This is a genomic window from Alphaproteobacteria bacterium (genome assembly GCA_016699735.1).
Classification (GTDB): Bacteria; Pseudomonadota; Alphaproteobacteria; order Micavibrionales; family Micavibrionaceae; genus JAGNKE01.
Genome location: CP065008.1, coordinates 1,133,748 through 1,147,829, shown reverse-complemented (window position 1 = coordinate 1,147,829; position 14,082 = coordinate 1,133,748). Strand labels below are relative to the sequence as shown.

The 14,082-nt window shown below is 57.1% G+C and carries 14 protein-coding genes; 13 read left to right on the top strand and 1 reads right to left on the bottom strand.

Annotated features, from left to right (window positions below; all coding sequences use genetic code 11):
• Positions 1-104: 104 nt before the first annotated feature.
• On the top strand, positions 105-794 hold the full coding sequence (locus IPN28_05525) for a hypothetical protein (GenBank protein ID QQS58280.1): 690 nt from the start codon (positions 105-107) through the stop codon (positions 792-794).
• A gap of 3 nt (positions 795-797) precedes the next feature.
• Here the strand turns inward: IPN28_05525 and IPN28_05520 are convergent, their stop codons facing one another.
• Complete coding sequence (locus IPN28_05520) at positions 798-1,727, bottom strand: bifunctional riboflavin kinase/FAD synthetase (GenBank protein ID QQS58279.1); 930 nt, start codon at positions 1,725-1,727, stop codon at positions 798-800.
• 158 nt (positions 1,728-1,885) lie between these two features.
• Between IPN28_05520 and IPN28_05515 the strand changes: the two genes are divergently transcribed.
• The 12 genes from IPN28_05515 to IPN28_05460 all read left to right on the top strand — a co-directional run bounded on the left by IPN28_05515 (position 1,886) and on the right by IPN28_05460 (position 14,078).
• Positions 1,886-2,209 (top strand): DUF2282 domain-containing protein, encoded by a 324-nt coding sequence (locus IPN28_05515; GenBank protein ID QQS58278.1) that lies wholly within the window; start codon positions 1,886-1,888, stop codon positions 2,207-2,209.
• A gap of 18 nt (positions 2,210-2,227) precedes the next feature.
• The gene (locus tag IPN28_05510) at positions 2,228-3,145 is read left to right on the top strand and encodes a DUF692 domain-containing protein (protein QQS58277.1); all 918 of its coding nucleotides are present in this window, start codon (positions 2,228-2,230) and stop codon (positions 3,143-3,145) included.
• Complete coding sequence (locus tag IPN28_05505) at positions 3,132-3,920, top strand: putative DNA-binding domain-containing protein (protein QQS58276.1); 789 nt, start codon at positions 3,132-3,134, stop codon at positions 3,918-3,920. Before IPN28_05510 ends, IPN28_05505 begins: the two co-directional genes overlap by 14 nt.
• Before the next feature lie 28 nt (positions 3,921-3,948).
• Entirely contained in the window at positions 3,949-4,422 is a 474-nt protein-coding gene (locus IPN28_05500; GenBank protein ID QQS58275.1) for a DoxX family protein, read from the top strand.
• A 72-nt stretch (positions 4,423-4,494) separates the two neighbouring features.
• On the top strand, positions 4,495-5,226 hold the full coding sequence (gene lspA / locus IPN28_05495; protein QQS58274.1) for a signal peptidase II: 732 nt from the start codon (positions 4,495-4,497) through the stop codon (positions 5,224-5,226).
• Positions 5,227-5,384: 158 nt separating this feature from the next.
• Entirely contained in the window at positions 5,385-5,852 is a 468-nt protein-coding gene (locus IPN28_05490) for a DUF3035 domain-containing protein (GenBank protein ID QQS58273.1), read from the top strand.
• Positions 5,853-5,894: 42 nt separating this feature from the next.
• Complete coding sequence (locus IPN28_05485; protein QQS58272.1) at positions 5,895-7,337, top strand: insulinase family protein; 1,443 nt, start codon at positions 5,895-5,897, stop codon at positions 7,335-7,337.
• 3 nt (positions 7,338-7,340) lie between these two features.
• Positions 7,341-8,735, top strand: a complete 1,395-nt coding sequence (locus IPN28_05480) for an insulinase family protein (protein ID QQS58271.1) — start codon at positions 7,341-7,343, stop codon at positions 8,733-8,735.
• A complete protein-coding gene (gene pgi / locus IPN28_05475; GenBank protein ID QQS58270.1) occupies positions 8,725-10,341 on the top strand; it encodes a glucose-6-phosphate isomerase in 1,617 nt (538 codons plus the stop codon). Before IPN28_05480 ends, pgi begins: the two co-directional genes overlap by 11 nt.
• Positions 10,338-11,657 carry a pentapeptide repeat-containing protein gene (locus tag IPN28_05470; protein ID QQS58269.1) on the top strand — a complete coding sequence of 440 codons (1,320 nt, stop codon included), beginning with the start codon at positions 10,338-10,340 and terminating at the stop codon, positions 11,655-11,657. The genes pgi and IPN28_05470 overlap by 4 nt, the downstream gene beginning before the upstream one ends.
• Before the next feature lie 93 nt (positions 11,658-11,750).
• On the top strand, positions 11,751-13,547 hold the full coding sequence (mutL, locus tag IPN28_05465) for a DNA mismatch repair endonuclease MutL (protein QQS58268.1): 1,797 nt from the start codon (positions 11,751-11,753) through the stop codon (positions 13,545-13,547).
• A gap of 12 nt (positions 13,548-13,559) precedes the next feature.
• A complete protein-coding gene (locus tag IPN28_05460; GenBank protein ID QQS58267.1) occupies positions 13,560-14,078 on the top strand; it encodes a hypothetical protein in 519 nt (172 codons plus the stop codon).
• Positions 14,079-14,082 lie beyond the last annotated feature (4 nt).

Genomic DNA, 14,082 nt, shown 5'->3' with positions numbered 1-14,082 from the left:
TAGCCATAGCAGGTTCTCTTTTGCATTTGCAGGGGTTTTTGCGTAATAAATTCCTTTAATAAAGGCCTCTATAATCAAAAGGCGGGATAAGGCGTATACTCACCATGAAGACTCTGTTCCAATCCGTCCGGCGTTTTTTATCGGGGGACAACCTGTCCGAGACATTCTCCGAACCCGCAGGCGAGCCTGACTGGGAACGGGAAATTGCCGCACGCTCCGAGCGATATCGTACCGTTATGCTGGAGCGGATTGCGCGGTTTTCAGAGCAGCATAAGGATTCAATTCAGGTTCCCGTACGGCTCTTTCACGGGGGTTTGCGTGGAGGTCTGAACGCTCTCGATCCCGAAGTGGGACAAGGGCTGGGCGTGTGGTTCCAGAAGGAACTCATCGGTGCGGCTCATTTCTGCGTCTCGCGTAATACACAGCCCTCCACGCATACGCCCTACCCCGACACAACGCCGAGCATTTATGAAATTTCATTGAACGCCCGTAAGCTTGCGATCTTTCCCGATGAGGGGTCGCTCTATCAAATGGGCATCCAGGAAGAGGGAGACGATGACGACCTGCGGTTCAAACCTGCGGACCTGCATAACCTTCATGACGTCCGCCGCGCCCTTGTTGCGGCCGGGTATGACGGAATACACCTTTTAAAAGAGGGCACGTTCTCCGCCTTCGACAGTCAGGCGATCACGATTATCCGGGAACACGACCCGATTCCGCTCTATAACGCGCATATCCGGCCAAGATTTGAGGGATCCTCTTTTGGAGACCCTTATCCTTGGGTTCCTGAATAAATTCTAGGTACGCCCTTTCAGGATTTTCCGCGCCTGACTGCAATCCCTTTCCATCTGGGTTTTCAGGTCTTCAATATTGGAGAATTTCGCCTCGCTGCGGAGGCGGGCAACGGGGCGGACGTGTAAAGTCTTTCCATAGATTTCACGATTAAAATCGAAGATGAACGTCTCGACCTGCGCCTGCGGGATTTCGAACATCGGGCGGATGCCGATATTCACAGCGGCGGGGCGCCATTCGCTTTCCCCCTCAATCCTTGCAAAGGCGGCATAAACGCCATAGGCGGGGTGCAGGGTTTGACCGAGCGGCATATTGGCCGTGGGGTAACCCAACTCCCTGCCCCTCTGGTCGCCGCGCATTATCTCGCCGCGGATTTCCCATTCCCAGCCGAGAAGCGCGTTGGCCTTTTCGATTTCACCGCGCCGGAGATACTGGCGGATGCGGCTGGAGGAGATTTCCTGCCCGTCCTCTCCTTTAATTTCCTCGATCACGGTCACCGGGATTCCGGCTTGCCCGATCATCTGCGCCGTGCCCCTTCGCATCTGGCCGAAATGAAAATCGAAGCCGACGATGATCTGCGCCGCGCCGAGTTCGGCTTTTAGAATCTTCTCGATAAAATCCTCCGCGCTGAGGCTGGCGAAGGGCCAGTCGAACGTCCGGCTGAAAAGAAACTCCACGCCCGCCCGTTCCAATCTTTCCGCCTTGAGCGCCTGCGGTGTGATGCGGCAGGGCGGTTCGTCGGGGCGGAAGAGTTCGCGGGGGTGCGGCTCGAAAGTCAGGACGGCCAAAGGAGCATTAATTGAAAGCGCTTTCTGTTTAGCCTGCGCCAGCAGCGCCCGATGCCCCTTATGCACGCCATCGAAGTTCCCGATGACGATCGCCGCGTTTCTGGCGCTTTCGGGGATTCCCGTGTGTCCGTCTTCAAAGCGCTTCATGAGCGTTTTCCTTTGCCGCAAAAGGACATGGTTAGAAAGTCCTGATATAAAAATCCAGCAAAAACGACTCCCCTTCAGGCAAAAAAAATTGTAACCATGAGTCTGCTGCGTTCGAATCCCGACTGAAACTTTTTAACCACCTTATGAGGGTCTGACCTATGACAAGCAAAAAAACGATCAATACTCTTCTGGCCGGCGCGGTTGCCGTCGCTACTCTGGGCATGGCGCAAACCGCCAAGGCTGAGGATGCCGACAAGGAAAAATGCTACGGCGTTGTGAAAGCTGGAAAAAATGACTGCGGCAGCGCCGACAAGGCCCATGCCTGCGCCGGTCACGCCAGCGTCGATGCCAGCGGACAAGAGTGGGTCGCCCTGCCGAAAGGCGTTTGCGAGAAGCTGGCCAACGGTTCGCTTGAGCCGGTCGCTGCTCCTGCACCTGCCGAGGCACCTGCCGAAGCCCCGGCTGAAGGCGAAGCCCATTAATCCCTGTTGCCTTATGGAATGACGGCGATGACGGCGCCCTCCTCAACAGATCAGCCGTCATCGCTCTCCCTATGCCCGCCGGAGGTCTTAAACGACGATCCGGCGGGTATCGGTTTGCGGCATCCCTATTATCAAGAGATTCTTGATCATCCTCCCGCCGTCGGCTGGATGGAGGTTCATCCCGAGAATTATTTCGGCGGCGGGGTTCACCGCCATTTTCTTACAAAAATCCGGGAGCGTTATCCGCTCAGCCTTCATGCGGTCGGGCTTTCGCTCGGTTCCACCGATCCTGTGAGCGAAGAGCATCTCCGCCTGTTCAAGGAGCTGATTGAGATTTATCAGCCGTTCGCCGTTTCCGACCATGCCTCATGGAGCGCGAGCGGGAACGCGCATCTCAACGATCTCCTGCCCCTGCCCTATACTTCGGAAACGCTGGATGCGCTGTGCCGGAATATCGAGCGGACGCAGGAGTATTTCGGCAGAAAAATTCTGGTCGAGAACCCCTCCACTTATGTAGCGTTCAAAAATAACGAGATGACCGAGTATGAATTCATGAACGCGGCGGCGCGGCGGACGGGCTGCGGGCTTCTGCTGGATATCAATAATATCTATGTGCAGAGCTGTAATCACGGGTTCGACGCCTACGCCTATATTGATGCGATCGACGCACAGGCGGTGGGCGAAATGCATCTGGCGGGGCATACGGAGCGGCCCGCTGGGGACGGGATCATCGTGGTCGATACGCATAACCGTCCGGTGCGGGATACGGTGTGGGATTTGTATATCCATGCGGTCAAGCGGTTCGGTCGGGTGCCGACCCTGATCGAATGGGATCAGGATTTTCCGGCGCTGGAGACCCTCGTCGGTGAAGCGGCGAAGGCGCGGAAGGTTCTTTTGGCCCATGCGCCGGAGAGGGTGCCTCATGCGGCTGAATGAGTTTCAAGAACAGTTCAAGGATCTGATGCTGGACGATCCGGCGGCGTTGGAGGCTGTGCCTGACGCTTTCGCCGCCGTTTTCGAGGAAGGCGATATCGCGCTGGCTGAGCGGCTCAAGGTTTACCGCTCCAACATCGTGGGCGGGATCACGGATAATTTTGCGAAGACTTTCCCCTTACTGGACAAGCTGGTCGGGGAGGATTTTCTCAAGCAGATGGTGCGGGCTTTTGTGATGAAGCATCCGCCCTCCGCCGGGTGCCTTAATCATTATGGTGAAGCATTTCCCGATTTTATCCGCAGTTACAAACCTGCACAGGAACTGCCCTACCTGCCCGATATGGCGGCGCTGGAACTGGCGATGAACACGGCCTATACCGCGCCGGACGATGAAGCGTTGAGTGCAGATTCTCTGTCCGCGCTGGCGCCGGAGGCTTTGGGGGATGTGGTTTTGCTGCTGCGGTCCTCGGCGATCCTTGTGTCTTCTTGCTATGCTCTGGATGCCCTGCGCGCCTATTGCCTATCGCCGGAGGGGGAGCCGCCGTATCTCCTGCAGAATTGTTATCTTCTGGTTTACCGCCCGAAACTGACGGTGGACATCGTTCGCCTGAGCGCTGAGGAATATTTTCTGCTTGAGACGATTTCCAAGGAGCAGAGATTGGGAGACGCCGTGGGCGAAGTTTTTGAACGCTTTCCCGCCTTTGATGTAAATAATTTTATGAAAAAGCATTTTGCGTTGGAAACTTTTCAGATTTTGCCTTCGAATAATCAGGCGTAACGCTTTCTGCTGAAAAGGAATTTAACCCGTGTCTTTAACCGGAAAACTCAGCAGCCTTTATCACCGCCTGACGGTCCTGTCGGAGCGATTCCTTTCCCCCTTGCTCGATCTAGCGATCCGGTTGTGGATGGCGTGGATTTTCTTCCCGTCGGGCTGGAGCAAGTTTATGAATTATGTCAATGGAGATTGGGGCGCGACAGTTTTCCTGTTCAAGGATGTTCACCCCATACCGGGTGTGCCGCCTGAAATCGCGGCCGTTATGGGCACGGCGGGCGAGGTGGTGCTGTCCGTTCTTCTTGCCCTCGGGTTTGCCGGACGTTTTGCTGCGGGTGGGCTACTGGCCATGACCCTGGTCATCCAGTTTCTGATCCCACCGGAATATGAGTTGATGAACAGTATGCATTACCTGTGGATGCTGCTGCTGGCCGTGCCGCTGGTGAAGGGGCCGGGGGTGTTGTCTCTGGATTATCTCATCTCTCGGTTTTTGCTGAAAAAAGCTTGATCCGGCCCTATAAACATTTACCCTAGAGGCCTGCGATACTTTTATCAGCGCCTTAGATGAGGGCCGCGTACCTTGGGCAAGTTTTTTAAAAAGAAGGAAAAAATCGACACCCGGTCCCCCGAGGATATCCGCAAGGATGAGAAGCGGGCGCGAATCCGGGCGCGGATCCGGGCGTTTCATTTCGGGCAACAGAAGAAAAAGCTTAAGTACGTCTATCTGGCGATTGCCGTGCTGCTGCTGGACCAGCTCAGCAAGTGGTATATCATGGAGCGGGTGATCCGACCCCTTTATGACGGGCGCAGGGGTGAGAGCCTCAGTTTTTTCGACTGGTATCTTGAGTGGCCTTCCGTGTTGCGGTTTCCCTCGGCCATAGAGGTTTTGCCGTTTTTCAATATCGTCATGATCTGGAATTCGGGAATCAGTTTCGGGCTACTGGGCAATTTCAGCAGTTATGGATATATAATTCTGATTGTCATCTCCTTGTTTATCATCGGCACTTTTTGCTTGTGGATGTACGAAGCCAAAACCCGAGAATATATGATCCCCTACGCGCTGGTGATCGGCGGGGCGCTGGGGAATGTGATCGACCGCGTCCGTTTTCAGGCCGTGATGGATTTTCTGGATTTCCATGCGAACGGTGTGCATTTTTGGTCGTTCAACATTGCGGACATGGCCGTCGTCTGCGGTATCCTCTCCATCCTCATCATTTCGCAGGTGAAAACGAAAAAGCGAAAGGCGCGCTACCGGAAGAGTTACAAGGAACGGCAACAGAAGATTTACCGCTATAGCAATGTTGGACGTTAGGCAATTTCGGTGTATAGAACTTTGGCTTGGTTAATTGTTCCGATTCTATTTACCGGCCTTGTTATCGAGTGAAGATCATGAATCCTATTTTTTCCAGATTTTTTTCTTTTGCCTTTTTGTGCCTTCTTGCCCTGCCTCTGCTGGCGGGTTGCAGCGATATGCGGGATACGATCGGACTGACCAAGGACTCGCCCGACGAGTTTTCGGTTGTGCGCCGTGCGCCGCTGGAAATCCCGCCGGGATTGACCGCCGCCGCCCTGCCCCCGCCAAGGCCCGGTATGCCGCGTCCGCAGGAAAGCGCACCTTCGGAAGATGCGCGTGAAGCCCTGACCGGATCGAAGGGCGAGGTCTTCGCAGACGAGGCCAGCGCCTCCGAAGATGTGCTGCTGCAGAAAACAAATGCCGACCAAACCGATCCCGCAATCCGCCGGACGCTCGACAAGGAAAGCGAGGAGCTCAAGGACGTCAATAAGCCCGTAATTCAGAAACTGACAGGGCTAGCGAAGGGGAAGACTGAAGACTCTGCGACGATCGTCGATGCCCAGAAGGAATATGAGCGGCTGAAGAAAAACAAAGAGGACGGCAAGCCCGCAACCGAGGGCGAAACACCCTATATTGAAGACTAGCCTTCCTTTGCCCTATCGTAAACCCCGAGCTGACGTAAAGACATGACCCCCTTCCGCTTTCGCGCTTTCTTTCTGGTTCTGCTGTTCGGTTTTTTCATCGTTCCGGCGGCTGCGGACGCCCGAGAACCGCAAGTTGCCTCACAGACCGCGCCTGAAAAAGTCTTCAACGCCAAAACCTTCACGCTGGCCAACGGGCTGCAAGGTGTGGTGGTGGAGAACCACAGCGCTCCGGTCATCACGCATATGGTCTGGTACCGCGTCGGAGCGGCGGACGAGGTGGCCGGCAAATCGGGAATCGCGCATTTCCTGGAACACCTGATGTTCAAGGGGCAGTCGTATCCGGGGCTTCTCACGCTCAAACCCGGTGAGTTTTCGAAGATGGTCCGTTCGCTGGGCGGGCAGGATAACGCCTTCACCGCGCAGGATTACACGGCGTATTTCCAGACGATTGCCTCCAAACATCTGGAGACCGTGATGAAGATGGAGGCGGGGCGGATGCGCGGGCTGAACCTGCCCAAAGCAGAGGTGGATGCGGAGCGCCTGGTCATTCTCGAAGAACGGCGGCAACGGGTGGACAACGATCCCCGCGCCCAGTTCGACGAGCAGTTCAGCGAGGTTCTTTTCGCCAATCATCCTTACCGCAAGCCCGTCATCGGCTGGTTTCACGAGATGGAAGGTCTGACGTGGGAGGATGCCACTTCGTTCTATAAAAAATGGTATGCACCGAATAATGCGTTTCTGATCGTCTCGGGCGATGTGACGGTCGAGCAGGTCAAGGCGCTGGCCGAGAAGACTTACGGCCTTATTCCTCGCACCGAGGTTCCCGAGCGCAAACGCACCGTTTCACCCCCGTTTATCGGGCGGACGAGCGTGACCATGGCTCATGAGGTTATCAAGGAGCCTGTTTTCCTGCGCGAATACCGGGTGCCGAGTGCGCGGCAGAATCTCAAAGACTCTCTTGCCTTACAGGTTCTTGAGGAGATCATGGATGGCGGTCCGACCTCACGGCTTTACAAGTCCCTCGTTGTCGAGAAGAAGATCGCCAGTTCGGTGGGGCTGTCCTATAACTCCTATTCGTGGGATGATTCCACTTTGTCGCTCAGCGCGGTGCCGATGGAGGGCTTGAGCCTCAAACAGGCTGAGGAGGCTCTGGATACGGAACTTCGGGCGCTGATCAAGGATGGTGTAACTCCACAGGAACTCAAGGACGCCGTATTGCGTCTACAGGCCGAGGCCATTTATGCCCGCGACAGCGTGGCGGGTCCGGCGATGGTGATCGGCTATACGCTTGTCACCGGAGTCTCCCTTGAGGATCTCGAAACCTGGCCGCAGCAGATCGAAAGCGTGACGGCGCAGCAGGTGCAGGATGTGGCGGCGCGGTTTCTGAACCCCGACAAGCCCACGCCTACGCCCTATGTGAATGGCACCCTTACTCCGTTGCAGAATGCCGCGCCGTCCCCGGAAACAGCCCCTCAGAAGCCTTAAGCCATGATAAAATCCGTAAAGACTTTTCCCTTTGTCCTCGTCTTTCTTGCGCTGGTGTTTTTTGTTGGCGCTGCGAGAGCGAAAGAACCTTTGGCGGACACGACCTCCTCACAGAGCGTCCTTAAGATTCAGGAGGTGACCACTGCCTCCGGCCTCAAGGCGTGGCTTGTGGAGGACCATACGGTTCCGGTGATCGCGCTGCAATTCGGCTTCAAGGATGCGGGGAGCAAGCTGGACCCTGCCGAGAAGCAGGGGCTAACCCAGATGGCCTCGAATACCCTTGATGAGGGCGCGGGCGAGTTGGACAGTCAGGCGTTTCAGGGCGAGTTGCAAAATCTTTCCATTTCGCTCAGCTTTAATGCGGGGCGCGATGATTTTTCCGGCGATCTGAAAACGCTCTCCCGCAACAAGGCGCGGGCGTTCGAACTTTTGAAACTCGCTCTGACGCAACCGCGCTTTGATGCCGAACCCGTCGAGCGGATGCGTATCGCCAATCTCAGCCGCGTGAAAAGTTCGATGACCCAGCCGGAGTGGATTGCCTCGCGGATTCAAAACGACAAAATTTTCGAAGGTCACTCCTATGCGCTCAATAGCGGTGGCACTTTAACGACCCTGAAATCCATCACGCCGGACGATCTGCGCGGCTTTATGAAGCGCCTGGGGAGAAATAATCTTGTCGTCGGCGTGGCGGGCGATATCACGGCGGAGGAATTGAAAGCGGTTCTGGACGATGTTTTCGGCTCTCTGCCCGAGGCTCCGGTGACTGAACGTAAGCCCTTTACGCTCAGCCATCCGGGAAAAACCTTCCTCCATGTGCAGGATATTCCGCAGACCGTGATCGAGATCAGTCAGGGCGGCATTTCACGCAACGATCCCGATTACCAGACCGCGCAGGTGATGAATTTCGTCCTCGGCTCTTCGGGGTTCGGTTCGCGCCTGACGGAGGAAGTGCGCGAAAAGCGCGGCCTGACCTACGGAATCTATACGTACTTCATGGATTATGAAGATGCACAGATCTTGCATATCTCCACCTCAACAGCGACCGCGAACGTCAAGACGGTTCTGGACATCGTACATGAGGAATGGAGAAAAATGCTTTCAACCGATATCACGCCCAAGGAGCTGGAGGATGCCCGAAACTATCTCATCGGCTCCCTGCCCCTCTCCCTGACGTCCACGGATAAAATCGCCGACCTGCTGTATTCCCTGCAGGCGGACGACCTGCCCATCACCTATCTGGACGAGCGGCAGAAAAAGATCGAATCCACTACGGTTGCCGATGTCCGCAGGGTTGCGGAAAGGCTTTTGAAACCTGAAAACTTTACCGTTATACTCGTGGGTCAGAAGGCTGAAATCACGGGTGCGGAGCCTGTGGAGGCCTTGGCCCATGTTGACTAGCATATCCTCCAGAAAGGAGAGACAAGACCTCCCTGTGTCTTTACGTAGAACCCTTACCCCCTGGGTTGCCCTTGAAAAGCAAGCCCGTAATCTCGACTCCCTGTCGCTGAAATCTCTTTTTGCGCGGGATCCGCTGCGCTTTGAGCGCTTCCACGCCCGCATGGACGGGCTGCTGCTGGATTATTCGAAGCAGCACATCACGGCGGACATCCTGACGCAGCTTCTGGCCCTTGCCAAGGCGTGCGACCTTGACGGCTGGCGGACACGGATGTTCGCGGGGGATAAAATCAATAGCTCCGAGGACCGCCCGGTCCTGCATACGGCCTTGCGGTCTCCTTCCTCCAATCCCCTGCCCGTGGACGGGGTGGACGTCATGCCGCTGATCCACGGCAGCCTCAAGCGCATGAAGGATTTCACCGATCTGGTCCGCAACCACAAGCGCTTCACCTATGTCGTCAATATCGGGATCGGCGGCTCAGACCTCGGGCCGCATATGGCTTATGAGGCTTTGAAGGCGTTCAGCGACGGGGCGATCAAGCTTCATTTCGTCTCCGATATTGACGCGGCGCATCTGATCGAGACGCTCAAGCTTTGCGATCCGGCCAAGACGCTGTTTATCGTGACTTCCAAGAGCTTCACGACGGTCGAAACGCTGATGAACGCCCGCAGCGCCCAGGATTGGCTCAAGCGTTCGCTGGGCAAGGAGGATGTCTCCGAGCATTTCGTGGCCGTCACGCAGAATATCCCCAAAGCCGTTGAGCTTGGTGTCACGGAAGACCGCGTGTTTCCGATCTGGGACTGGGTCGGGGGGCGCTATTCCCTGTGGTCGGCGGTCGGATTGCCGCTCTGCCTTGCGCTCGGGTTCGAGCATTTCATGTCTCTGCTAGCCGGGGCTTACGCCATGGATCGGCATTTCCTCACGGCACCGGCGGAGAAAAATCTTCCGGTGCTTCTGGCCCTGATCGGCGTGTGGAACCATACGTTCCTGCGGCGTCCGGCTCTGGCTCTTCTGCCCTACAGCCGTTTGCTGCAACGGTTTCCGGCTTACGTTCAGCAACTCGATATGGAATCCAACGGCAAGACGGTGGACCGTGACGGTTCGGCGGTCGATTACCTGACCGGGCCGATTATTTTCGGGGATTCCGGCACAAACGGGCAGCACGCGTTTTACCAGCTTTTGCATCAGGGAACGACGGTTGTCCCCTGTGAGTTTATCGCTGTGTCGCAGCCCGTATACGATGCGCCGACGCATCATATCCAACTGCACTGCAACGTCATCGGGCAGTCGAAGGCGCTGATGGACGGGAAACCCGATACCAGCCCGCACAAGATTTTCGAGGGCAACCGCCCCTCGACGACTCTTGTCATGGAGAAGCTGGACCCTTACCATGTGGGGATGCTGACCGCGCTTTACGAGCATAAAGTCTTTACGCAGGGGATCCTCTGGAACCTCAACAGTTTCGACCAGTGGGGCGTCGAACTCGGCAAGACGATCGCGGCGCAGGTTATGCCCGCGCTCAGCGCCGAGTCGACCCGGGCGGCCGATTTTCCTGCGCTGGATTCGTCCACGCGGGCGCTCATTGACCTTTTGCGGGATTCCTCATGAAGCGGAAAAGGGGCGACACTTCCGTCATTCCCGATCCGCATGAACTGGAAATTCTGCATCAAGAGGATTTCAACAAAATCCTCGACAAGCATCTGATGTTCGTGCGCGGGCAGCGCGGCGGGTTGCGGGCGGTTTTGAAGTACCGGAATCTTTCCTATCTGAACTTTCATAACAGCAATCTCACGCAGGCGGATTTCACCGGGTCGCTGTTTCAGGGTGCGGACCTTTCGTTTTCCGTGTTCAGGAGCGCGTGTTTTTTCGCCTGCGACCTGCGGGGCGCCGATATGAGCCGCGCCGATTTCACGCGGGCCGACCTGCGCGGGTGTTACCTTGCCGGGGCGGACCTGACGGGCGCGGACCTCACGGAAGCGGATCTGCGCGAGGGAAAAATCATGACCACCAGCAAGAAAGGGAGCCTTGAGGACCGCAAGAGGCTCGGCGCGGAGAACACCGCCAAAACGATTTTCACGGGCGCCAAGATGATGCATTGCGATCTGTCCGGCACGCTGGCCAAATCCGCAGACTTTACCGATGCCAATCTGAAGGGCGCCGTCTTCCGCGGCGCGCAGATGAGCGGCGCGAGCTTCCGGGGCGCGAATATCAGCAGCGGCGATTTTACGGGCGCGGATATTTCCCAGACCGATATGCGCGGAACGATCCGGCCCGGAATCATCACGATCGACGCCGATGTTCTGGGCATCAGCACCAAAGGCTCGATCAACGAGCGCGAGACGGGGGAGCGGCTGGATGATTCGCCCGAAGTGCTCGAAGCGCTTCTGAAAGAGCATACAAACTGGGTGTCGTCGGCGGGCAAGAAGGGCAAGCGGCTGGACCTCAGCGGTTACGATCTGCGGAACGTGATTAATCTCAATCTTTATCCCCTGACCGCCATTAAGGCCGTCGGCGCGAATTTCGTCGGGCAGGAATTGCGCCGCGCCAATATGCAGAGCGCGATTTTCGATCAGTCCGATTTCCGCGACTGCAATTTCGAGTATGCGGACCTGCGCGGCGCCAGCCTGAAGGACACGCAGCTCATCCGCGCCAATTTGCGCGGAGCGAATCTCAGCGCCCTCTCGTTCAAGCGCGAGGGCACAGTGCGGATGAAGCGGCCGGATTTCAGCGGTTCGGTGATGCGCTTTTGCGATCTCCGCAGCGCGAACCTGCAGGATTCTGTCCTGATGGGGGTCGATCTGACCAGCGCCAATCTTTCCGGCGCCGATCTGCGCGGGGCGGACCTGACGGGGGCGATTCTCAAGGGCGCGAAGGTGGATGCGGTGCTGCTTGACGGCACGAAGGTCGATTTCGGGACGCTGTAGGCGTTTTTTCTCCTCCCGAGTTATCCCCCCTTCCCACAGCGCGGTTTTCATCATTTGCTGCCCTCCGGGCCGTTTCCGCGTTAATAATTTCCTATGCGTATCCGTTATCTGCCTGAGCATTTGATCAACCAGATCGCGGCCGGAGAGGTCGTCGAACGTCCGGCCTCCGCGGTCAAGGAGCTGATCGAGAATTCCATCGACGCGGGGGCGACGCGGATCGACCTGCATATTCGCGGCGGCGGAAAAAGCGCACTGACGATTTCCGATAATGGCGGCGGCATGGACCGCGAGGAGATGATCGCAGCGCTGGACCGCCATGCGACCTCGAAGCTGCCCGATGAGGATTTGCTAAATATCGCGCATCTCGGGTTCCGGGGGGAGGCGCTGGCCTCCATCGCGTCGGTTTCGCGCCTGACGTTGCAGAGCGCCCAGCACGGCGAAGGGTGGGAGATCACCTGCGTGTCCGGGAAAAAAGGTGAGCCTGTGCCCTGCCCGCTTCCGGCGGGAACGCGCATCACCGTGCAGGATCTGTTTTTCTCCACGCCTGCGCGGCTGAAATTCCAGAAAAGCGAGCGGGCGGAATTCATGGCGATCAAGGATATTGTGAGCCGTCTGGCCATGGCTTATCCGGCACTCGGGTTCACGCTTATCCATGACGAGACGCCGGCTCTCAAGCTTCCCGCGGGGCAGAGCCTGCCTGAGCGGCTGGCCGCGCTACTGGGCAAGGATTTTGCTGAAAATGCTCTGCTGATTGATTCCGAGCGCGAGGGGATTGCGCTGTCGGGGTTTATCGGGCTGCCGACCTATCACCGCGGCACGGCGCAGCATCAATATCTGTTCGTGAACGGGCGCAGCGTGCGGGACAAGCTGCTGGGCGCGTGTGTGCGGGTGGCCTATGCCGACGTTTTGCATCGGGAGCGGCATCCGGTCGTCGCGCTTTTCCTCACCTGCCCGCCGACGGAGGTGGATGTGAATGTGCATCCGGCGAAGGCGGAGGTGCGGTTCCGCGATCCCGGCCTTGTGCGCGGGCTGATGATCGGGGCGATGAAGCAGGCGATCCATGCGGGCGGGTTTTCGACCTCCAGCACGGTGGCTTCGGGGGCTTTGTCGGCTTTCCGCCTGCCGCAAAATGCCGCGAACGGCCCCGGCCTGCCCCTGACGCGGGCGGGGGGGCGGTCCTCCTCCTTCGGTTCTTATAGCAACCTTGCGGAGCAGCGTGAACAACTCGTCCTTGAGGACGGGTTCGCGCCGTCGGCCCCGGCGGGGTCCGGTGTTCTGCCCTTGGCGGAGGAGCAGGCCTATCCGTCCTATCCCTTGGGCGCGGCACGGGCGCAGATTCACGAGAATTATATCATCGCGCAGACGCCGGAGGGGCTGGTGATCGTCGATCAGCACGCCGCCCATGAGCGTCTTGTTTATGAAAAATTAAAAGCACAGATGGAGAATGGCGGGATCGTGCGGCAAGGGCTGCTGACGCCGGAAATCCTCAGCCTTTCCGACGAGCAGGCGGGGCTGCTGCTCGAGCAGGCGGAGGCGCTTAAACGTCTGGGGCTTGAGATCGAGGCGTTCGGGACCGGGGCTGTGGCTATCCAGGCCGTTCCGGCGCTCCTGGGTTCACGCTCGGATTTTAAGGCGCTGGTCGCGGACATTCTGGACGAACTCTGCGCCGATCAGGCCACGCAAAGCCTTGAAATCCGCCTGAATTCTGTGCTTTCGCGGATATCCTGCCATGGATCGGTGCGGTCCGGGCGGCGGATGAATACCGAGGAGATGAACGCCCTTTTGCGCCAGATGGAGGCCACGCCCCTCTCCGGGCAGTGCAATCACGGCCGGCCGACCTATCTGTCCCTCTCGCTGCGGGATATTGAAAAACTGTTCGGGCGGGGGTAGAAAGGGTGTATTATGCTGCAAAAGGCAGAGTTTTCCATGAATTGTTTAAGTTTTTCTTTCTCGGGAAAAAGTCCTCTTCTTATCGGTCTTTACTCCGCGCTTTGTGCCGCCACCTTCTCTGTCCTAGCCCCTCATCCTTGGACAAGTCACTTGAGCACCGCCGTGCTAGTTTGCCTGGTTCTTTCCGCTTACTATATTCGACTGGAGGAGCAGGAAAACAGCCTGACTCGGTGCCATATGACCTACATCATCGGCTCCTTCTGGAAAGGCCTTGTCGTTCTGCTTTTTTCTTTAATTTTTTCCCTGACCTTCCTGCTTTTTTCTTTCCAAGCCGGTTCCCTGGAGATCAGCCCCCTTGATCCCTGCATGGCTTCTGGCGAGCTAAGCCCTTGTATGTCTTCATTTACAGACGCGAACAAATCCGGCTTCAGAATCGCTTCGGTTATTGTCATTGCTCCGATAATCTTATATTTTTTGTTTCGAATGTTCCGGGGATTGGCTTACGCCTTAAAAGGACAACCGCCTCAGTGAGTGT